We start from the raw sequence: 20526 nt of genomic DNA on the forward strand, positions 1-20526 counted from the left end.
GATCAGAGATGCCGGCGCGCCACGGATCTTCGACTGGAGAGCCTGTCGCCCTGGCTGAAGCGGGGCGCCGATGCTGCGTTATGTCTTCCGGCGGCTGTTGACCGCCATCCCGACGCTGTTCGTCATCGTGACGGTGGCGTTTTTCCTGATCCGCGTCGCGCCAGGCGGCCCGTTCAACCAGGAGCGGGGCCTGAGCCCGGAGATCAGGGCCAATCTCGAAGCCCAGTTCGGCCTCAACGATCCGCTCTGGCTGCAATATGTCCACTATCTCGGCAATCTTTTGCGCGGCAGTTTCGGCCCGAGCTACAATTTGCCCGATTTCACCGTCACCGAACTCTTCGCCAAGGGCCTGCCGATCTCGGTACAGATCGGTAGCTCGGCACTGGTGCTGGCGCTGCTGTTGGGCTCGATCCTCGGCACCATCGCCGCGCTCAACCAGAACAAAATAGGCGACTATTCGGTGATCGCCTTGGCCACCGCCGGCAGCACCATCCCCACCTTCGTCACTGCGCCGGTGATCCAGCTCGTCTTCGGGTTGTCCTGGAAGCTGTTGCCGATCGGCGGCTGGGGCGACGGCGCCTTGATCAATAAGGTCGGTCCGGTGCTGACGCTGGCCTTGCCGCAGATCGCAATCGTCGCCCGACTGATGCGCGGCTCCATGATCGAGAGCCTGCGTTCGCACCATATCCGCACCGCCCGCGCGCTCGGCCTATCGGACTGGTCAGTGGTGGTCAAGCATGCGCTGCGCGGCGCCGTGCTGCCGATCGTCTCCTTCACCGGTCCGGCGGCGGCCGCGCTGTTGACCGGCTCGATCATCGTCGAAACCATCTTCTCCATCCCCGGGGTCGGCCGCTACTTCGTCGATGCCGCCCTCAACCGGGACTACACGCTTGTCATGGGAACCGTGGTGGTGATCGCGCTCTTCACCATCGTCTTCAACCTGATCGTCGACCTGCTCTATGCGGTCGTCGATCCGAGGGTGCGCTATGACTGACCTCGCCGTCGCCGTGCCCGAGCCGATCGTCGGCCGCTCGCTCTGGGGCAATGCCTGGGCGCGGCTCAAACGCAACCGCGCCGCGATGCTCAGCCTCTATTACCTGGCCTTCATCGCCTTCATCAGCATTTGCGGTCCGTGGGTCGTGCCGCATGCATACACCACCATCTATGGCGACTATGTGCGCATGCCGCCGAGCTTTTCGGCCTATCCGAAACCCGACATGATCCAGGGTGCGCTGGGCGACGCCATCAAGCGCATGCGCGCCGACATTAAGGAATGGCACCAGGACGGCAATCGCGTCATCGTCACCGTCACCTCGACCAAGCCGATCGACGACCGCAACATCCGCTATCTCGACCGCTCCGACGCCTTCGACGACACCAGGATCGAGAACAAGTCGCCCGACGGCCTCGAAGTGACGATGAGCTCGGCCGTGAAGCAGCAATATTTCTTCTTCGGCACCGACAACACCGGCCGCGACCTGCTTTCGCGCACGCTGATGGCCGGACGCATCTCTTTGGCCATCGGCCTGCTCGCCGGCGTCGTCGCCGGCGTAATCGGAGTCATCTACGGCGCGACCGCGGGCTTCTCCGGCGGCAAGGTCGACGAGGTGATGATGCGCATTGTCGACGTGCTCTATTCGCTGCCGTTCATCTTCTTCGTCATCATGCTGGTGGTGTTTTTCGGCCGCAACTTCGTGCTGATGTTCCTGGCCGTCGGCGCTGTGTTGTGGCTCGACATGGCGCGCATCGTGCGCGGCCAGGCGCTGTCGATCCGCAGGCAGGAATATGTCCAGGCGGCGGAGGCCATGGGCGTCGGCCAGCGCGGCATCCTGTTGCGCCATGTCATCCCCAACCTGCTTGGCCCGGTGGTCATCTACATGACGCTCTTGGTGCCGCAGGTCATCATCCTGGAGAGTTTCCTGTCCTTCCTCGGTCTAGGCGTGCAGGAGCCGATGACCAGCTGGGGCGTGCTGATCTCGGTCGGCGCCAAGAACATCGGCTACGCCAACTGGCTGCTTTTGTTCCCGGCCTTCTTCCTCGTCTCGACGCTGTTCGCCCTGAATTTCGTCGGCGACGGCCTGCGCGACGCGCTCGATCCCAAGGACCGCTGAGATGACTGGTTCTGAAACGATCCTCAGCGTCAAGGACCTGCGCGTCCGCTTCCAGACCCTCGACGGCACGGTCGAGGCCGTCAAGGGCATCAACATCAAGGTCAACGCCGGCGAGACGGTCGCCGTCGTCGGCGAATCCGGATCCGGCAAAAGCCAGACGATGATGGCGGCGATGAGCCTGCTTTCCTCCAATGGCGAGGCGACCGGTCAGGTCGACTACCGCGGTCGCAATCTCCTGACGATGTCAAAGAGCGAGCTGAACCAGGTGCGCGGCCGCAAGATCAGCATGATCTTCCAGGAGCCGATGACCTCGCTCGACCCGCTCTACACAATCGGCAACCAGCTGATCGAGCCGATCCGCCGGCATCGCGGGCTTTCCGCGGCGGCCGCGCGGGAAGAGGCGCTGAAGTTGCTCAGGCTGGTGCATATTCCCGATCCCGAACGGCGGATGAAATCCTATCCGCACGAGATGTCGGGCGGCCAGCGCCAGCGCGTCATGATCGCCATGGCCTTGGCCAACGATCCGGACATCCTCATCGCCGACGAACCGACGACGGCTCTCGACGTCACCATCCAGGCGCAGATTCTGATGCTGCTTGCCGAACTGCAGCGCAAGCTCGGCATGGCCATCGTCTTCATCACCCACGACCTCGGCATCGTGCGCCGTTTCGCCGACCGCGTCTATGTCATGCGCCTGGGCGAGGTGGTGGAGGAGGGCGATGCGGAAGCGCTCTTCGCCAATCCGCAGCATGCTTACACCAAGATGCTGCTCGCGGCCGAGCCGACGGGCACCAAGGTGGCGCCGCCCGCCAGTGCGCCGGTACTGCTCGAAGGCCGCAATGTCGAAGTCGTCTTCAAGATCGGCGGCGGCTTTCTTGGCGGCGAGCCGCTGATGCTGCGCGCGGTGGACAGGATCTCGATCCGGCTGAAGCGCAACCAGACGATCGGCATCGTCGGCGAGTCCGGTTCAGGCAAGTCGACGCTGGGCCGCGCGCTGCTCAGGCTCTTGCCCAGCGACGGCGTGATCCGCTTTGGCGACCGCGACATTTCGGACGCGGACCGCCAGGCGATGCGGCCGCTCAGGCGCGAATTGCAGCTCGTGTTCCAGGATCCGTTCGGCTCGTTGTCGCCGCGCATGACCGTCGGCCAGGTGATCACCGAGGGCCTTTTGGTGCATGAGCCCTCGCTGACCGGCAAGCAGCGCGACCAGCGCGCCGTCGAGGCGCTGCGCGAGGTCGGCCTCGACCCCAATGCGCGCAACCGCTACCCGCATGAATTCTCCGGCGGTCAGCGCCAGCGCATCGCCATTGCCCGCGCCATGATCCTGAAGCCGAAAGTGGTGGTGCTCGACGAGCCGACCTCGGCGCTCGACCGTTCCGTGCAGAAGCAGATCGTCGAGTTGTTGCGCAAGCTTCAGGCCGACCACGAGCTGTCCTACCTCTTCATCAGCCACGACCTCGCGGTGGTCCGCGCCATGGCCGACTACATCATCGTCATGAAGCAGGGAAAGATTGTCGAGGAAGGTGCGACGCAAGAAATCTTCGACAATCCGCGCGAAGCCTACACCCAGACGCTGATGAACGCCGCGATCGATACGGCACGGTTCCGCATGAGCGCTTGAAGCCGGGGCAAGCTTGACCTCGCTCGCCTCACGGCGAGGACGGGCACCTCCGGTTCCGCGTCGCGACGATCACCTGCTGCTGTTGCTGCAGCCGTTCGATCCGCGCGGTTTCGCGATTGGCGATCGCCGTCTTCACGCGCTCGCCGCCGAGCAGCCATGTCGGCACGCTGGTGTTGGCGACCTTGCCGCGAGCGATTGCGGTGCGTGAAATATCGGTCGCGGTGTCGCCGACCGCATTGTTGAGCTCGGGGCAGTTCATTTTGTCGTAGTTCGCCGGGCTGATCGACGCGGTGGTCGATGAGCAGCCCGCCGCGAACAAGAGGACCGCAATTGTCGGTAGAATGGCCGTCGGCGTGAACTTCATACTCTCAACCCTGGTTCGCCGTCCTGCGGTCCCGCGCATCCAGGAGCATGGCGGGTTGCCATTAGGCCAAAGTGAGAAACCGTTGTCGAGCGTTGTCGCACGATTCTGTTTTCGAAGATCACACATCGTTCGAGCGACGGTATTGGCATAATATGCGTCCCCCTAGATCATGCCTGTTGAATTGGAGCTGATACCGCGATGCCGACCCGCAATGTTGTCCTGACGGAACACCTCGAAGAGGATCGGCTGGTGAAAACCGGGCGTTATCAGAACGCCAGCGAGGTATTGCGTGATGGCTTGCGGCTGATCGAGCAGCGCGAGGCGAGGGAGTCGGCAAAGCTGGCCGCGCTCAGGGAGGCAGCCAGCATCGGTTTCCACGACATCGAGCAAGGCCGTTTCGAGGATATTGCTGGAGACAGTCTCGAAAAATTTATGAATGGCCTGGGGCGGCAGGCAAGCTTACGCGCGAAAAAACCAGGCTTGTAACGCCATGGTCCTGTACCGGCTTTCAGCAGCCGCGAAGGAAGACATCGTTCAAAACTCGCCTACACGGAAGTCAATTTCGGCGAGATCGCGCGTGTCCGTTACGAAGGGTTGCTGATTGCGGCGTTGCGCGACATTGCTGCCGATCCCGAACGGGTGGGCAGCATCGCCCGCGCGGACCTGGGAAGCAATATCCGCAGCTATCACTTGCGCTATAGTCGGGATCGAGCATGGACCGAACACGGCATTGTTCTGCGACCACGCCATTTCCTGCTCTACCGGATGACGCTTGAGGTCATCGGAATTGGCCGCGTTCTCCACGACGCGATGGAACTCCGGCGCCATCTGCCGGAGAGCTACGGCGACGATTGACGGCAGTCCGGATTTCAGACGGATGGCGATTTCGGGAAAGGCCAAGTGCTTGTTTTTTCTGGTCGGAGTGGCAGGATTTGAACCTGCGACCCCCTCGTCCCGAACGAGGTGCGCTACCAGACTGCGCTACACTCCGTGACCAGACCGCGGGCTTATAGCTGCCGCTTTCCGATCCTGCAAGCGGCAATGGCAGTCCTTCTGTCGCATTTCCTTTCTTTCGCGGAGCTTGCCCGAGTGGCATAGGATTTGGCTGTCGGGTAAAGGTGGGCTTAAAGGCTTTTGTCGTAAGTCCGACCCATGGGAGCCGGACTTTTGACAGGGTCGTTCATGAGCCAGCGCATCGTCAGTTTCGTCATGAGCGGCGGCGTCGGGTCGCGGCTGTGGCCGCTATCGCGCGAGGACAACCCCAAGCAGTTCCACGACTTCTCCGGCGATGGCTCGATGCTGGCCAAGACCGTGCGCCGGCTGGCGGCGCGCACGCAAGGCGAGACGCCGATTTTCCTGATCGCCTCGGAGCGTCACGCCGACCGCGTCCATGCCGACCTTGCCGGCATCGATCTGGCCGGCGGCGGACCGCTGTTCGAGCCGACGGGCCGCAACACGGCCGCCGCCGTGGCGCTGGCCAGCCTGCGCACGCTCTCCGACTATGGCGACGAATTGGTTCTGGTAGTGCCGTCCGATCATGAGATCTCGACGCCTGGCCAGTTCTGGCAGAGCATCGAGGCGGGCGCGGCCGCGGCAAATGCCGGGCGGCTCGTGGTGTTCGGCCTCAAGCCGACCCAGCCCGAGACCGGCTACGGCTATATCGAGGTCGGGACCGGCAGGGACGGCGTCTTCGACGTCTCGCGCTTCGTCGAGAAGCCGGATCTCGCCACCGCGCAGGCCTATGTCGACGCCGGCAGCTTCTACTGGAACACCGGCATCTTCCTGTTTCGGGCCGGCGCCATGCGCGACGCCTTCGCGGCCTATGAGCCGAAAATATGGCAGGCGACGGAGGCCGCCTACGAGGCTGCGACCAGCGATCTGTCCGGCCTCTATATGCCGCTGGACCTTTATTCCGCGATCCCGTCGACCTCGATCGACTACGCCATCATGGAGCAGGCGAAAGATATCGCCATGGTGCCCGCCGGCTTCCGCTGGAACGATCTCGGCTCCTGGCAGTCGCTGCTCGATGTCGGCCCGTCCGACAAGGGCGGCAACGTCATCGTTGGAGACGTCGTCGCCATCGATTGCGAGAATTCCTATATCCGCAGCGAGGGTCGGCTGCTGTCGGCCATCGGCATGAAGGACGTGGCGATCGTCTCCACGGCCGATGCGACGTTCGTCGCGCCGGTCAGCCACAGCCAGCACGTCAAGAAGATCGTCGAGCAACTGGAGAAATCCGGCCGGCTCGAAACAAGGTTCACGCCGGCGCATGACCGCGTCATCGAGAGCGGCGCCTGGCGGCGCCGCGTGCGCCATTGGCTGTTCGAGGAGACGCTGCCGCTATGGTCGACGCTCGGCGTCGACGAACGCCATGGCGGCTTCCACGAGGCGCTCGGCTTCGACGCCGCGCCGCTGATGAAACCCAAGCGCATGCGCACCCAGGCGCGTCAGGTCTATGCTTTCGCGGTCGCCAAGGAGCGCGGCTGGGACGGCCCGGCCGACCGGCTGATCGCGCACGGCATCGACTTCATGGCGGGGCAGGGCCGCACCGATCGCGGCGGCTGGGTGCGCACCCTCAACATCGACGGCTCGGTCGCCGATCCGGTCGAGGATGCCTACGACCATTCCTGCGTGCTTCTGGCGCTGGCGCATGCCCATATGTCGGGCCATCCCAACGCGTTGCGGCTCGCAGAGGAGACATTCGCCTTCCTCGACGCGCATCTGGAGGATGCCCGCCTGACCGGCTTTCTGGAAACCTCCGACGGCGCGGAGGAACGGCGCTCCAATCCGCACATGCATCTGCTCGAGGCCTTCCTCGCCTGGCACAAGGCGACGGGCGAGCGCGCCTATCTGCGCCGCGCGGCACGCATCATCGATCTTTTCCGCAGCCATTTCTTCGATGCCGAAAGCTGGACACTGGGTGAATATTTCGACGACGGCTGGAAGCCGGCGGCGGGCGAGAAGCGGAGCTGGACCGAGCCTGGCCATCACTTCGAATGGGCCTCGCTGCTGGTCGATTTCGCCGCTCGCAGCGGCCAGGGCGAACTCACCGCTTTCGCGCGCAAGCTCTATGCCTCGGCCGTTGCCAACGGCCTCAACCGCGCCACCGGCCTCGCCTATGGCGCCGTCTCGCGCCAGGGACTGCCGCTCGACACGGTCTCGCGAAGCTGGCCGCAGGCCGAGGCGATCAAAGCAGCAATCGCGCTCGACGGCTCGGGCGGGCCGGACCTCAAGCCCGAGATCGAGGCGCGCGTCGGCCGCCTGTTCCGCTGGCATATAGATCCGGCGCCGCTCGGCCTGTGGATCGACCGCATCGACGAACGCGGCCGTTCGCTGGCGACCGACGTGCCGGCCAGCATCTTCTACCACCTAGTCTGTGCGCTGACGCAGTATCTGGACGGAACGACGGAGAAGGGGTGAAAGGTTGGAAGAGGCGGACGCCGGCGACTTTGTAGACCTTCCGGGCGATACAACCCTTTGGAAGACCCAGGGCATTCCGCCGACAAGGATTAAACTCCCAATAGAAGCCCGCAGCCGCTTTCCTTGGTACTTGCCCATCTTCGGCATAGCCTCGGTGTGGGCACTATCTTCTTCAGTGGGCTTCTACTCCACTGCGGTCCAAAACTGGGAAGCAGGAAATTCACTCGACCGGCTAGGGTGGCTTGCTGGGATCCTCGGCTGTCTTCTTGTCGGCGCACTGTTCGCGGGAACGCTAGCAAGGGCGGCAATGGACGCGGCGAGTTCACGCCCATCGCTCATTCTCACGAGAGAAACCCTATGGGATAGGCGGCAGCTGGATGGCCCGATGCCTTGGAGCAACGTCCAGCGCGTAAGCTTTATATCCAGTAGGGCTTCGTTGGCCGCTCATCTGAAACTTACCCGACCAGTGTATGTCAGGAGCGGGCTGTTCCGGTTCGGTGGGGCAGTCACGAGCAGGCTCAGATCAAATGTGGTCGTCTTGATTTCGGACCTTGACGTGGACGAGCGAGTGATCAAGAAGATCATCATGGCCCTTCCTAAGAATGTGCGCCCGTAACTATTCAGTAGGGCGCTGCCACGTCCCCCGTCTCGACATAAACCGCCTTCAGCTGCGAATAATGCGCCAGCGCGGCCAGCGAATTCTCGCGGCCGATCCCGGACTGCTTGACTCCGCCGAAAGGCATTTCCACCGGCGTGAGATTGTAGGCGTTGATCCAGCAGGTGCCGGCCTGCAGCTCGGCGATGACGCGATGCGCGCGCGGCAGGTCGCGCGTGAACACGCCCGCCGCCAGCCCGAATTCGGTATCGTTGGCGCGCTCGATCACCTCGTCCTCGCTGCCGAATTTGAGCACGCTCATCACCGGTCCGAAAATCTCCTCGCGCGCGATCCGCATGGTGTCGGCGACATTGGTGAACACCGTAGGTTCGACGAAAAAACCGCCTTCGAAACCCTGCAGTGACGGCAAATTGCCGCCACAGGCTAGGCTGGCGCCATCCTGCTTGCCGGCTTCGATATAGGACACGACCTTGTCCTGCTGCGCCTTGCTAACCAGCGGACCCATCTGCGTTTCCGGATCGAGCGGGTCGCCGATGCGGATTTTCTTGGTGCGCTCGACAAGCCGCTCGACGAAGCGGTCGTGCAGGCCCTTCTGCACGAAGACGCGCGTGCCGTTCGAGCAGATCTGGCCGGTGGAATAAAAGTTGCCGAGCATGGCGCCGCCGATGGCGTTCTCGAGATCGGCGTCGTCGAAGACGATCAGCGGCGACTTGCCGCCGAGCTCCATCGTCGCGTGCTTCATTTTCGAGCCGGCAAGCGACAGCACCTTGCGACCGGTCGGCACCGAGCCGGTCACCGAAACTTTTGCCACGACATCATGGCCGACGAGACCTGCGCCGACATCGCCGTAACCCTGCACGACGTTGAACAATCCGTCGGGCAGCCCCGCTTCGCTGTATATTTCGGCCAGCGCCAGAGCCGAAAGCGGCGTGTTCTCCGACGGCTTGAACACCATGGCATTGCCCATGGCCAAAGCCGGCGCCGACTTCCAGCCGGCAATCTGGATGGGATAGTTCCAGGCGCCGATGCCGACGCAAACGCCGAGCGGCTCGCGTCGCGTGTAGGCGAAGGGTCCGCCGAGATCGATCATCTCGCCATTGAAGGCGGCGACCGCTCCGGCGAAATATTCCAGGCAGTCGGCTGCCGAAGGGGCGTCGGCCACCAGCGTCTCTTGGATAGCCTTGCCGGTGTCCAGCGTCTCGATGCGGGCCAGATCGGCATTGCGTGCGCGCAGGATGTCAGCTGCGCGGCGCAGGATGCGGCCGCGTTCGACAGGCTTCAACCGTGCCCAGGCCGGCTGCGCGGCCCGGGCGGCTTCGATGGCGAGCTCCAGAACGTTCGGCGTCGCTGAATGCAGCGTTGCGATGGTCTCGCCCGTCGCCGGATAGATCACCGGCAGCGGCGCACCGCCTTCGTCCTCGATGTAGCGGCCGTTGACGTAGTGCGAGGCCGTCGGTTGGGCGCGCATGGCTTTCTCCAGAACTGTTGGCCGATCGGGCGGTCTGCCCGACAATGCCCTATCGGTCCGCCACCTGCCAGCGCGGATTGATCCACGGTTCCTGGTTGGATGGCGCCAGCGGCGTTCGGCCAAGGATGTGGTCGGACGCCTTCTCGCCGGTCATGATCGAGGGCGCGTTGAGGTTGCCGTTGGTCACCCGCGGGAAGATCGAGGAGTCGGCGACGCGCAGCCCCTCGACGCCGATCACCCGGCATTCCGGATCGACGACACTGGTCAGGTCGTCGGCGCGGCCCATCCTGCAGGTGCCGCAAGGATGGTAGGCGCTCTCGGCATGGTCGCGGATGAAGGCGTCGAGCTCGTCGTCCGACTGCACATGGCTGCCCGGTGAAATCTCTTTGCCGCGAAAGCCGTCGAAGGCTTTCTGGCCGAAAATCTCGCGCGTAAGCCGGATGCAGTGGCGGAACTCGCTCCAGTCGTCCGGATGCGACATATAGTTGAAGCGGATCACCGGCTTGGCCTTCGGATCGGGCGAGCGCAAGCTCACCGAGCCGCGGGACTTCGAGCGCATCGGGCCGACATGCGCCTGGAAGCCGTGCGACTTCGCCGCCGACTTGCCGTCATAGCGCACGGCCGCCGGGATGAAGTGGTACTGGATATCGGGATAGTCGATGCCGGCCTGCGAACGCACGAAGGCTGCCGCCTCGAAATGATTGGTGGCGCCAAGGCCGGTCTTGAAGAACAGCCATTGCGCGCCGATCAGCGCCTTGGAGAAGGGATTGAGCACCGAGTTCAGCGTGATCGGCTTGGTCGATTCCTGCTGGATATAAAGCTCCAGGTGGTCCTGCAGATTGGCGCCGACGCCCGGCCGGTCGGCAACCACCTGGATGCCGTTTTCCTGGAGATGCGCACCCGGGCCGATGCCTGACAGCATCAGGATCTTCGGCGAATTGATCGACGACGCCGCGACGATCACCTCACGGCGCGCCTTAACGACCTGAATCTTTTTGTCAGCTTCGATCTCGACGCCGATCGCGCGTTGATTCTCGATTACCACGCGCCGGGCGAAACCCTTGAGCAGCCTGACATTTCCGCGTCTGAGAGCCGGCTTGAGATAGGCGTTCGCCGCCGACCAGCGGCGGCCGCCCAGAATGGTCTGTTCCATCGGCCCGAAACCTTCCTGCTTGGAGCCGTTATAGTCGTCGGTCAGCTCGAACCCGGCCTGGCGGCCCGCCTCAACGAAGGCGCCGTAGAGCGGATTTTTCCGAGTGCCGCGCTGCACATGCAATGGTCCGCCTTTGCCTCGCCAGCCGTCCTCGCCGCCGTCGCAATCCTCCATGCGCTTGAAATAGGGGAGCACGTCGGCGAACGCCCAGCCTGCGGCGCCCTGTTCGGCCCAGTGGTCGAAGTCATGCGCATGTCCGCGCACATAGACCATGCCGTTGATCGAGGACGAGCCGCCGAGCACCTTGCCGCGTGGGGTGGCAAGCACGCGCCCGCCGAGATGCGGCTCCGGCTCGCTGGCGAAACCCCAGTCGTAAAGACTCATATTGAGCGGGATCGACAGCGCCGACGGCATCTGGATCAGCGGCCCCATATCGGTGCCGCCGAACTCGATGACGATCACCGAGTGCTTGCCGTCTTCCGACAGCCGGTAGGCCATGGCCGAGCCGGCGGAGCCGGAGCCGATGATGACGAAATCCGCTTCAAGCATTGTTCATGTGCGCCATAAAGTCGGCGAGCGAGACATTGCCGCCGGTTGCAACCACAAGGACGGTCTTGTCCTTCACATCCACCTTGCCGCCGAGCAGCGCTGCGAGCGATGCCGCGCCCGAAGGTTCGAGCACCAGCTTCATCCGCTCGAACGCGATCTTCATCGCCCGCCGCACCGAGGCGTCGTCGACGGTGACACCGCGCACCCCGGCAGCGCTCACCGCCGCGAAGGGCGCGTCGCCGGGCTTGCGCGCCATCAGCCCGTCGCAGATCGATTTCGGCCCGATCGGCATGGTCTCGATCGCGCCATGCGCCAGCGACGAGCCCATGCCGTTGAAACCTTCCGGCTCGACGGCGATGATCTCGGTCTTGGGCGACAGATAGTGGAAGGCCAGCGAAACACCGCCGATCAGTCCGCCGCCGCCGACCGAGCAGAACACCAGGTCGGCCTGCGCCTTCTTCATTGCCAGCTGGTCGAGCGCTTCAAGCCCCGCGCCGGCCTGGCCGGCCACGATCTCAGGATCGTCGAAGGGATGCAGCAAGGTGAGGTGCTCGCTCTCGGCGATCTCGCGCGCCTTTGCAGCCGCAACTTCCTCGCGGGCGCGCTCGCCATGGTCGGTCAGCACCACGCGCGCGCCATAACCGGCGGTCGCGTCGCGCTTGGCGGCGGGCGCGTCGATCGGCATGACGATGGTGACGGGAATGCCCAGCGCCTGGCCGGCCGCCGCCAGCCCTTGCGCGAAATTGCCAGAGGAATAGGCGACGACCCCCTTTTTCGCTTCATCCGGCGAAAGCCGGTTCAACCGCCAATAGGCGCCGCGCACCTTGAAGGAGCCGGCCCATTGCAGCGACTCCGGCTTGACGAAGATCCGCGCTGCACCTGTCTCTTTTGCGAGCGCAACCGACTCCAGCAGCGGCGTCACCTGCGTGGCCGTCGAGGTGACGGCATAGGCCTGTTTCAGATGGTCGAGTGTGGGAACGAGAACGTCAGCCATTATTCGCCTCTCGGATAGCGTTTGCTCTCTTCGAGATTGTCGAGGTTCATGTGATTGCGCATGTAGCGTTCCGACGCCTTCTGCAGCGGCTGGAAATCCCACGGGTAGTAGGCGCCGTTGCGCAACGCCGGATAGACAACCCAGCGGCGCGCCTGGCTTTCGCGCACGGCGGCGTCGAAGGCAGCCATGTCCCAGCGGGCCCTGACATTGTCCATGAACATCGCCACCAGGGCTGCGTTCGCCGGATCCTCGGCGAGGTTGTCACGCTCGAGCGGATCGGTATCGAGATCGAACAGTTGCGGCGCGTCGAGCTCGCAATGGACGAATTTGTATTTGCCGTCGCGCATCGCGACCAGCGGCGCGTAGGAGCCTTCGGCCGCATACTCCATCAGCACCGGCCCGCTTCGCGCTTTGCCGTCGAGCAGCGGCAGCAGCGACTGGCCGTCGGTCCACGGCGCGATTGCGGCGATGTCTATGCCGGCGAGGTCGCAGAGCGTCGGCGTCACGTCGAGATTGGAAACCGGTGTCTTGATCGGCCCGGCCGGAACGCCCTTGCCGGCAATCATCAGCGGCACGCGGGCGGATCCCTCGAAGAAGCTCATCTTGAACCACAGGCCGCGTTCGCCCAGCATGTCGCCGTGGTCCGAACAGAACAGGACAGTGGTGTCGTCGAGCATGCGGGTACGCTTGAGGACGTCCAGAATCTCGCCGAGCTTGTCGTCGACATAGGAGATGTTGGCGAAATAGCCGCGCCGCGAACGGCGCACCTGTTCTGGCGTGATCTCGAAGGCTTGGTAGTCGCTGGCGCGATAGAGCCGTTGCGAATGCGTGTCCTGCTCGCCATGCGGGATGAACGGGGTTTCAGGATCGAGCGCCTGGCAGTTCTCGTAGAGATCCCAATATTGCTTGCGCGCCACATAGGGGTCGTGCGGATGCGACAGCGAAACGGTAAGGCACCAGGGACGGTGACCCGCGTCGTCCTGCTCGCGCGACAGCTGGTAGAGTTTTTGCGTGGCCAGGAACACGACCTCGTCGTCATACTCCATTTGGTTGGTGATCTCGGCGACGCCGGCACCGGTGACCGAACCCAGATTGTGATACCACCAGTCGATGCGCTCGCCGGGCTTGCGGTAATCCGGCGTCCAACCGAAATCGGCGGGATAGATGTCGGTGGTCAGCCGCTCCTCGAAACCGTGCAACTGGTCGGGCCCGACGAAGTGCATCTTGCCGGACAGGCAGGTATAATAGCCGGCGGCGCGCAGATGGTGGGCGAAGGTCGGAATGGAAGACGTGAACTCGGCGGCGTTGTCATAGACCCCGGTGCGCGACGGCAATTGCCCGCTCATGAATGACGCGCGGCCAGGCGCGCAGAGCGGCGAGGCGGTGTAATTGTTGGCGAAACGCGCCGAGCGCGCGGCAAGCGCCTTCAGGTGCGGCGCGTGCAGGAAGTCCGCCGGGCCGTCCGGAAAGAACGTGCCGTTGAGCTGATCGACCATGACGATCAGGAAATTGGGTCGCCGGGTGGTCAAGGCAGGCTCCGTCCGTTGAGCTTGGTTTCGAGATAGTCTTCCACGAGCGCAATCGCGGTCTGCGCGTCGGGCACGCCGTCCTTCAGCGCGCGGCGGATGTAGAGCCCGTCTATCAGGGCCGCGGTCGCTTCCGCCACGCGGTCGGCCTCGGTCCGAGGCAGGATGCCGGTCAGCCCGCTCATTAGGTTCGAATGGAGCCGCCGCGCATAGATGCGCAGCAGCCGCCGCAGCTCCGTCGATTTCTGCGCCTCGACATAGAAGGCGAGCCAGGCGGCGATGATCTGAGGCTGGAACTGATCGTCGGAAAAGCTGACGGCGACGACGGCCGAGACGCGCTGGCGCGGCGTGGCGGCAATGCCGAACGCGCGCCTTGTGTCGGTGTTGAGCTCGGCGAGGATGTGCCGCATTGTGGCGAAGAGCAGTTCGTCCTTGGCGCCGAAATAGTGATGCGCCAGCGCCGACGATACCCCGGCGCGGCCGGCGATCTCCGACATTGTCACGTCCAGCGATCCGCGCTCGCCGATCGCCGAGATCGTCGCGTCGATCAGCGCCTTGCGGCGCACTGGCTCCATTCCGATTTTCGGCATTTTGGAATCCGATTCTGCAGTTAGATTATTTTTTATTGACGGATCAATCAATAAAAAATCGACGTGGGATCAACCTTTCATCTCGATCTGGCCCATGCCTGGGGCTGGAAAACGGTTCACTATTGAACAATATTGAATCACGTGCCGCGCGCGATCGTGCTAGGCTGCGGCGCAAATGGAGGCTGCCATGACCGCATGCATCGTCGGCTGGGCGCATTCGCGCTTCGGCAAGCTCGAAGGCGAGACGCTGGAGGGCCTGATCACCAAGGTCGCCGTCGAAGCGCTCGACCACGCCGGCATCGGTCCGGACGATGTCGACGAGATCGTGCTTGGCCATTTCAACGCCGGCTTCTCGCCGCAGGATTTCACCGCGAGCCTCGTGCTCCAGGCCGATGACCGGCTGCGCTTCAAGCCGGCGACGCGCGTCGAGAACGCCTGCGCTACCGGCTCGGCCGCTGTCCGTCAAGGCATCCGCGCCATCGACGCCAACGCCGCTCGCATCGTGCTGGTGGTCGGCGCCGAGCAGATGACGACCACGCCCGGACCCGAGATCGGCAAGAACCTGCTCAAGGCCTCCTACCTGCCGGAAGATGGCGACACGCCGGCTGGCTTCGCCGGCGTCTTCGGCAAGATCGCGCAGGCCTATTTCCAGCGCTATGGCGACCAATCGGACGCGCTTGCCATGATCGCCGCCAAGAACCACAAGAATGGCGTCGACAATCCCTACGCCCAGATGCGCAAGGATTTCGGCTACGAGTTCTGCCGCCAGGAAAGCGAGAAGAACCCGTTCGTCGCCGGTCCGCTGAAGCGCACCGATTGCTCGCTGGTCTCCGACGGCGCCGCGGCGCTCGTTCTCACCGACACGGCGACGGCGCTGAAGATGCGCCGCGCCGTAACTTTCCGCGCCAACGAACATGTGCAGGACTTCCTGCCGATGTCGAAGCGCGACATCCTCTCCTTCGAGGGTTGCGAGCGCGCCTGGGAGCAGGCGCTGAAGAAGGCTGGCGTCACGCTCGACGACCTCTCCTTCGTCGAGACGCATGACTGCTTCACCATCGCCGAGCTGATCGAATACGAAGCGATGGGGCTCGCCAAGCCAGGCGAGGGCGCCAGGCTGGCGCTGGATGGCACGACGGCAAAGGACGGTCGGCTGCCGGTCAACCCGTCCGGCGGCCTCAAGGCCAAGGGTCACCCGATCGGCGCTACCGGTGTCTCGATGCATGTGCTGACAGCCATGCAGCTCACCGGCGAAGCCGGCGGCATCCAGGTGCCGGGCGCAAAACTCGGCGGCATCTTCAACATGGGTGGCGCGGCGGTCGCCAACTACGTTTCCATCCTCGACCGGATCAGGTAGAAGCGGCCCGCATCAAAGCGCGCCCTCCTTGGGCGGCGCGTGCGGGAGGCAACATGACAAATCCGGTTCTGGTCGAAGTCACGCGCGGCGAGGTGGTCGAAAGCGCCCACCGCGGCGCGGTCTCCGTCTTCGACGCCGACGGCAAGCCCGTCTGGGAAATCGGCGACACGGACCGCCCCGTGTTCCCGCGCTCGGCGGTGAAAGCAATCCAAGCATTGCTGCTGGTGGAATCGGGTGCCGCCGATGCCTACGGCTTCGGCAACCGCGAGTTGGCGCTGGCCTGCGCCTCGCATTCGGGCGAGCCGGCCCATGTCGAATTGGCCACCGCGATGCTCGCCAGGGCGGGCCTCGACAGGACGGCGCTGGAATGCGGTACGCACTGGCCCTCGAGCCACGACGCCACCATCGCGCTCGCCCGCGCCGGCAACGTGCCCAACGCTTTGCACAACAACTGCTCCGGCAAGCATTCCGGTTTCCTCTGCACCTGCGTGCATGCCGGCATTTCCCACGCCGGCTATGTCAAAGCCGGCCATGCGCTGCAGGAGATGGTGCGCGACGCCATGCAGTCCGTGACCGGCGCGGCGCATGACGTCGACCATTGCGGTATCGACGGCTGCTCGATCCCGACCTACGCCGTGCCGTTGAAGAGTTTTGCTCAGGGCTTTGCCCGCATGGCGACGGGCAGGGGCCTTGCGCCCGCGCGCGCCAAGGCGGCGAAGCGGCTGCTTTCGGCCTGCATGGCCGAGCCGTTCCTGGTCGCGGGCACCGGCAGGGCCGACGTCGCGCTGATGCAGGCAGCACCCGGTCGCATCTTCGTCAAGACCGGCGCCGAAGGCGTCTATTGCGCGGCATTGCCCGGACTTGGCCTCGGCATCGCCTTGAAATGCGATGATGGCGCAGGCAGGGGAGCCGAAGTGATGATCGCCGCCGTGTTGGCAAAGCTGCTGTGCGGCGATGAAGCGGTTGCGGCAAGGCTCACCGAACTTGCCCATCCCGCGATCGAAAGCCGTATAGGCGCCAAGGTCGGCTTGCTGCGGCCGACGGCGGCGCTCAACTAGCTGTCTTCAGCGACAGCACCAAAGTCATCCGATTCTTTGGCGAAGCCTGAAAGCCATAGCGCTCATAAAACGTCCTGGCTTCATCCGATATGGCATGAACCAGCAGACCGCGAATGCCGAGAATGGCTGCCGCTTGGCCCGTCCGCAGCACCGCGTCCTGCAGCAGAGCAACGCCCAGACCCTTGCCTTGCCAGTTCGCATCGACGGCCAAACGGCCAAGCACAGCCATGGGCACGGGATCGGGCATATTGCGCCGGATCGAACCGGGCGCATCCGCCAGGTCAAGTCCGCCCGATGAAAGGCAGTAGTAACCGACGACGCGCGTACCTTCCGCAACCACATAGGTTCTGGACGCCCCGCTGACTTGATTGGCGCGCGCCCGCCGCCGAAGCCACTGATCCAGGCTGTCGGTCCCGCTTTGAAAAAAGTCGAGCTCGTGCGCATCGGCTAAAAGGGCTGGCGCCGAAAGCATCAGTCCCGCCAAGGCTTGGGCGCATTCACCAGGCGGGCGAATCCCTCGCCGCTCGGCGGCTGGTCGAGGATATCGAGATAGTGCCGATAGCTTTCGGCATCGACCTTGACGAGCGTCTGGTCGAGCAGCGTGTCTTCGGCTGCACGGTAGGCGGCGTCGATCATGAAGTCGGAGCGGGTTTTTCCCCGTATCTTCGCGGCGCGGTCGATCAGGATGCGGATATCCTCGCGGATGCGCAGATTGACGGGCCTAGCATGGGTGTCCTGGTTTTTGGTGGCCATGGCGATGTATCCTTCCATCGCCGATATAGCATTTTGCATACACAACGTGTATCTAAATCTGAGATTGCCAATTTCGTCGCTGGCGACCTGGACGGCGTCGGTTCTACGCAAAACCGAACAGCAGCGAGTTCATGTTTCTGCTAGTCTCCCTCACCACCAATCGGATGCTGGGCGCTGGCCATGCTGGAAGCGGACAAGGTGTTTGCCGGGTCCATCCCGGAAAATTACGATCGCCATATGGTGCCGCTGATATTCGAGGCCTATGCCGCGGAGACCGCACGGCGAGCGGCGTCCTTCTCACCCTTGGCCGTTTTGGAGACCGCCGCGGGCACCGGAGCCGTCACCCGTGCCTTGGCGCCGAAACTCTCTCCTGGTGCCAGCTACATCGTAACCGACCTCAATCAGCCGATGCTCGATTATGCGGCTTCGCGCCAGGGGCCTGACAGCCGCATTACCTGGCGCCAGGCAGATGCCCTGAAGCTGCCTTTCGAGGATGCGGCCTTCGACCTCGTCTGTTGTCAGTTCGGCGCCATGTTCTTTCCCGACCGTTCCGCTGCCTATCGCGAGGCAAAGCGTGTGCTGAAGCCCGGCGGACATTTCCTCTTCAGCGTTTGGGATCGCATCGAGGAGAACATATTCGCCGACGACGTGACGAATGCTCTGGCAACGATCTTTCCGCACGATCCGCCGCGTTTCCTGGCGCGCACGCCGCACGGCTATCACGACAAGGACTTGATCCGCCGCGACCTCGAAGCCGCAGGATTTTCCGATGTGACGATCGACACCAGAGCCGAGCAGAGCCGCGCATCCTCGCCACGCGTTCCCGCCGTCGCCTATTGCCAGGGCACCCTGCTTCGCAACGAGATCGAGGCCAGGGATCCGGCAAAGCTTGAAGCCGCGACCGACTACGCCGCGGCCGCGCTTGCCGATAGGCATGGCCATGGCGAGGTGGCGGCCAAGATCCAGGCGCATTTTATCGTGGCTGTGGCCTAGCCCGTTTCGCTGCGTTTGGTTGGCATCCGTCCATAGTCGACCGAAATGCCTTGGCGATGCGATTGTGGTCGTTCAAATTTAATGCTCTGCTTTTAATGGGTTTCAGAGCTTTGCGAGCAAAGTCGAATGCATATCAAGACTGGGAACGGCATGGCGCATCACCGAGTTGCACTTGGTCTTCTATACGGACTTCTTTTTACGGGCCTGGCGCTTTTAGCCTATGCTGTGAGGACAGCGCATTGGGTTGCCGATAATGCGGGTCTGAAAGCCATGCTTGCGTGTGTGTTGGCCTATATCGGTGTTATGTTCGGCTTAGTCTGGGCTATTAACAAGATCAACAAGGCTTTTCCGACGCTGGATTTTCCGCCTTCGAGTACTCACTCCGACCATGCCTGGTTCGTGGACCAAGTGACGGTCGATGTCGTACCGGATGTCGCTCACGATAAGTCGCCGCCAATAAAACGCGAGAAGCCGACCGATCGTTGAAGCCGATCCCCGGCATCACCTGACTGTCCTAGCTCACCTTGTTGTGCTCGACGGTCAGATGCGCATAGCCGCTGTCGCTTGCCTTCGTGAGGTCGCCGGTCACCGGATCGGCCCAGCGCTGGCCGACAATGGCGCCGTTTTTCGCGCCGTCGATGACATTGTCCGAGATCACGGCGCTGCCTGAACCTTCGACGACCGAAGCGACGATGCCGGTGCCCGCCTTGCGGATGATATTGCCTGTCGCCACGACATTGCGCAGATAAGGACCCCAGCCGAGCTGCATGCCATAGAGCGGCGCGTTCTCGACGACGTTGCCGGACACCGTTGTGTCGGCCTCGGCGCTGATGCCGACGCCGAAGCCGGGCGGGTCAGCGGTGTAGGGGCCGATGGTCGAGAGGTTGCGCACGATATTGTTCGAGCAGACAGCCATCCGCCCGCCTTCGTTGAAATTGACGATCGAGATGCCGTTGGCGGCGCCGTCGACCAGATTGTTGCTGATGATTGCGCCTTCGAAGGAGAATTCCGAATAGATCCCGGTTTCGCCCGAGCGCGAGCAGGTGTTGCCGGTGATCTGCAAATTGCTTGAGCTGTTGGCGCGGACCGCGGTGAAAGCACAGTCGGAGACGACGTTGCCGGAGATGATGACGTTGTCGGCGCGGAAGGCATTGATGCCGTTGCCGTTCTGCCCGGTGCCGCCGCTGCGCGCGCCGATCCTCTGCACGCGGTTGCAGCTGACGATGGTGCCGTCTTCCGCAGCCTGCCAGCGATGCACCAGTATGCCGCCATTAGCGCAGTCCGAAATGTTATTGCCCGAAATCTCCAGCCCGCCGGCCTCGACTGAATAGATGCCGGCATCTGCAGCACCCGAAATATCCGAGCGACCGACGCGACCGACGGCATGCTCGAGCGCCAGCCCGTTCTTGCCGCTGCCGGTCACCTGGCAATTGTCGATGACGAGATGGGCGACACGGCGCAGGTCGAGCAGCCCCTGCGTGTAGTCGGCTAGCCAGCGGTTGGCGCCGTCGAGCACCAGCCCGCTGAGCTCGATATGCTCGGCTTGTTCGGCCATCATCAGATGGCCGTTGCCGCCATAGACGATGCGAGTCGCGCCTGGCACACCCGACAGGCGCACGCGCGCGGGCAGCTTCAGGTTTGAGACGAGATAGCTGCCCGGCGGCAGGAATACCGGCTGGTCGCGGTCGCTGGCCTCGGCCAGCATCCTGGCAAAAACCTTGCTCTGGTCGTCGACCGCGCCCGGCTGCACGCCGATCTCCGTGGCGTTGATCGAGCCGCGCATCGCGGCCATCTCGATGCCCGGCAGCGACTTGGCCGATGCCTTGCCGGCAAAGACGCCGGCAACGGCGAAGCCGGCGGTCCGGGCAAGCAGCGTTCGTCTGTTCAACATCGGCACAGGTCCTGGCGTTTCGCCCTGTCTGTCGCAGGAATCGTGCCAAGGCGGGCTCATCGGCA

Annotated in this window: 20 protein-coding genes and 1 tRNA gene; 10 read left to right on the plus strand and 11 right to left on the minus strand. The window is 63.6% G+C overall.

Features of this window, described 5'->3' with window-relative positions; translation table 11 throughout:
* Nucleotides 1–70 precede the first annotated feature (70 nt).
* The 3 genes from LB535_RS24545 to LB535_RS24555 are packed head-to-tail and all read left to right on the plus strand — an operon-like array spanning nt 71 to nt 3732.
* Nucleotides 71–994, plus strand: a complete 924-nt coding sequence (locus tag LB535_RS24545; RefSeq protein ID WP_095766839.1) for an ABC transporter permease subunit — start codon at nt 71–73, stop codon at nt 992–994.
* Complete coding sequence (locus LB535_RS24550; protein WP_224634040.1) at nt 987–2111, plus strand: ABC transporter permease; 1125 nt, start codon at nt 987–989, stop codon at nt 2109–2111. The genes LB535_RS24545 and LB535_RS24550 overlap by 8 nt, the downstream gene beginning before the upstream one ends.
* 1 nt (nt 2112) lies before the next feature.
* On the plus strand, nt 2113–3732 hold the full coding sequence (locus LB535_RS24555; protein WP_224634041.1) for an ABC transporter ATP-binding protein: 1620 nt from the start codon (nt 2113–2115) through the stop codon (nt 3730–3732).
* Nucleotides 3733–3760: 28 nt separating this feature from the next.
* Here LB535_RS24555 and LB535_RS24560 read toward each other — a convergent pair whose 3' ends face one another.
* Nucleotides 3761–4051 carry a hypothetical protein gene (locus tag LB535_RS24560; protein WP_318012091.1) on the minus strand — a complete coding sequence of 97 codons (291 nt, stop codon included), beginning with the start codon at nt 4049–4051 and terminating at the stop codon, nt 3761–3763.
* Nucleotides 4052–4294: 243 nt separating this feature from the next.
* Here LB535_RS24560 and LB535_RS24565 point away from each other — a divergent pair, with 243 nt between their 5' ends.
* Entirely contained in the window at nt 4295–4582 is a 288-nt protein-coding gene (locus LB535_RS24565; protein WP_224634042.1) for a type II toxin-antitoxin system ParD family antitoxin, read from the plus strand.
* Between the two features lie 48 nt (nt 4583–4630).
* Here LB535_RS24565 and LB535_RS24570 read toward each other — a convergent pair whose 3' ends face one another.
* The gene (locus LB535_RS24570) at nt 4631–4996 is read right to left on the minus strand and encodes a hypothetical protein (RefSeq protein WP_224545703.1); all 366 of its coding nucleotides are present in this window, start codon (nt 4994–4996) and stop codon (nt 4631–4633) included.
* A 14-nt stretch (nt 4997–5010) separates the two neighbouring features.
* Nucleotides 5011–5087, minus strand: a tRNA-Pro gene (locus tag LB535_RS24575).
* 191 nt (nt 5088–5278) lie between these two features.
* On the opposite strand from LB535_RS24575, the gene LB535_RS24580 reads away from it, so the two are divergent.
* Both LB535_RS24580 and LB535_RS24585 read left to right on the plus strand, forming a co-directional pair.
* The gene (locus tag LB535_RS24580; RefSeq protein WP_224634043.1) at nt 5279–7516 is read left to right on the plus strand and encodes an AGE family epimerase/isomerase; all 2238 of its coding nucleotides are present in this window, start codon (nt 5279–5281) and stop codon (nt 7514–7516) included.
* A 4-nt stretch (nt 7517–7520) separates the two neighbouring features.
* A complete protein-coding gene (locus LB535_RS24585) occupies nt 7521–8132 on the plus strand; it encodes a hypothetical protein (protein ID WP_224634044.1) in 612 nt (203 codons plus the stop codon).
* Nucleotides 8133–8136: 4 nt separating this feature from the next.
* On the opposite strand, the gene betB is transcribed toward LB535_RS24585, so the two are convergent.
* The 5 genes from betB to betI are packed head-to-tail and all read right to left on the minus strand — an operon-like array spanning nt 8137 to nt 14412.
* Entirely contained in the window at nt 8137–9600 is a 1464-nt protein-coding gene (gene betB / locus LB535_RS24590) for a betaine-aldehyde dehydrogenase (protein WP_224634045.1), read from the minus strand.
* 49 nt (nt 9601–9649) lie between these two features.
* Complete coding sequence (gene betA / locus LB535_RS24595) at nt 9650–11302, minus strand: choline dehydrogenase (RefSeq protein WP_224529982.1); 1653 nt, start codon at nt 11300–11302, stop codon at nt 9650–9652.
* Nucleotides 11295–12296, minus strand: coding sequence for a threonine/serine dehydratase (locus LB535_RS24600; RefSeq protein WP_224634046.1), 1002 nt, complete (start codon nt 12294–12296; stop codon nt 11295–11297). The genes betA and LB535_RS24600 overlap by 8 nt, the downstream gene beginning before the upstream one ends.
* Nucleotides 12296–13825 (minus strand): choline-sulfatase, encoded by a 1530-nt coding sequence (gene betC, locus LB535_RS24605; RefSeq protein WP_224634047.1) that lies wholly within the window; start codon nt 13823–13825, stop codon nt 12296–12298. Before betC ends, LB535_RS24600 begins: the two co-directional genes overlap by 1 nt.
* Nucleotides 13822–14412, minus strand: coding sequence for a choline-responsive transcriptional repressor BetI (gene betI, locus LB535_RS24610; RefSeq protein ID WP_224545697.1), 591 nt, complete (start codon nt 14410–14412; stop codon nt 13822–13824). Before betI ends, betC begins: the two co-directional genes overlap by 4 nt.
* A gap of 187 nt (nt 14413–14599) precedes the next feature.
* Between betI and LB535_RS24615 the strand changes: the two genes are divergently transcribed.
* Nucleotides 14600–15766, plus strand: a complete 1167-nt coding sequence (locus tag LB535_RS24615) for an acetyl-CoA acetyltransferase (protein WP_224545696.1) — start codon at nt 14600–14602, stop codon at nt 15764–15766.
* Between the two features lie 53 nt (nt 15767–15819).
* The gene (locus tag LB535_RS24620; protein ID WP_224634048.1) at nt 15820–16824 is read left to right on the plus strand and encodes an asparaginase; all 1005 of its coding nucleotides are present in this window, start codon (nt 15820–15822) and stop codon (nt 16822–16824) included.
* On the opposite strand, the gene LB535_RS24625 is transcribed toward LB535_RS24620, so the two are convergent.
* Nucleotides 16817–17296, minus strand: a complete 480-nt coding sequence (locus tag LB535_RS24625; protein ID WP_224634049.1) for a GNAT family N-acetyltransferase — start codon at nt 17294–17296, stop codon at nt 16817–16819. The two genes, LB535_RS24620 and LB535_RS24625, sit on opposite strands and share 8 nt — an antisense overlap.
* Entirely contained in the window at nt 17296–17577 is a 282-nt protein-coding gene (locus tag LB535_RS24630; RefSeq protein WP_224634050.1) for a DUF1778 domain-containing protein, read from the minus strand. Before LB535_RS24630 ends, LB535_RS24625 begins: the two co-directional genes overlap by 1 nt.
* A 180-nt stretch (nt 17578–17757) precedes the next feature.
* On the opposite strand from LB535_RS24630, the gene LB535_RS24635 reads away from it, so the two are divergent.
* Nucleotides 17758–18570: a class I SAM-dependent methyltransferase gene (locus LB535_RS24635; protein WP_224634051.1), complete on the plus strand. Its 813-nt coding sequence runs from the start codon at nt 17758–17760 to the stop codon at nt 18568–18570.
* Between the two features lie 126 nt (nt 18571–18696).
* Complete coding sequence (locus LB535_RS24640) at nt 18697–19056, plus strand: hypothetical protein (protein ID WP_224634052.1); 360 nt, start codon at nt 18697–18699, stop codon at nt 19054–19056.
* Between the two features lie 28 nt (nt 19057–19084).
* Here the strand turns inward: LB535_RS24640 and LB535_RS24645 are convergent, their stop codons facing one another.
* A complete protein-coding gene (locus tag LB535_RS24645; protein WP_224634053.1) occupies nt 19085–20461 on the minus strand; it encodes a TIGR03808 family TAT-translocated repetitive protein in 1377 nt (458 codons plus the stop codon).
* Nucleotides 20462–20526 lie beyond the last annotated feature (65 nt).

It is taken from the genome of Mesorhizobium sp. CA10 (assembly GCF_020165285.1).
GTDB lineage: Bacteria > Pseudomonadota > Alphaproteobacteria > Rhizobiales > Rhizobiaceae > Mesorhizobium.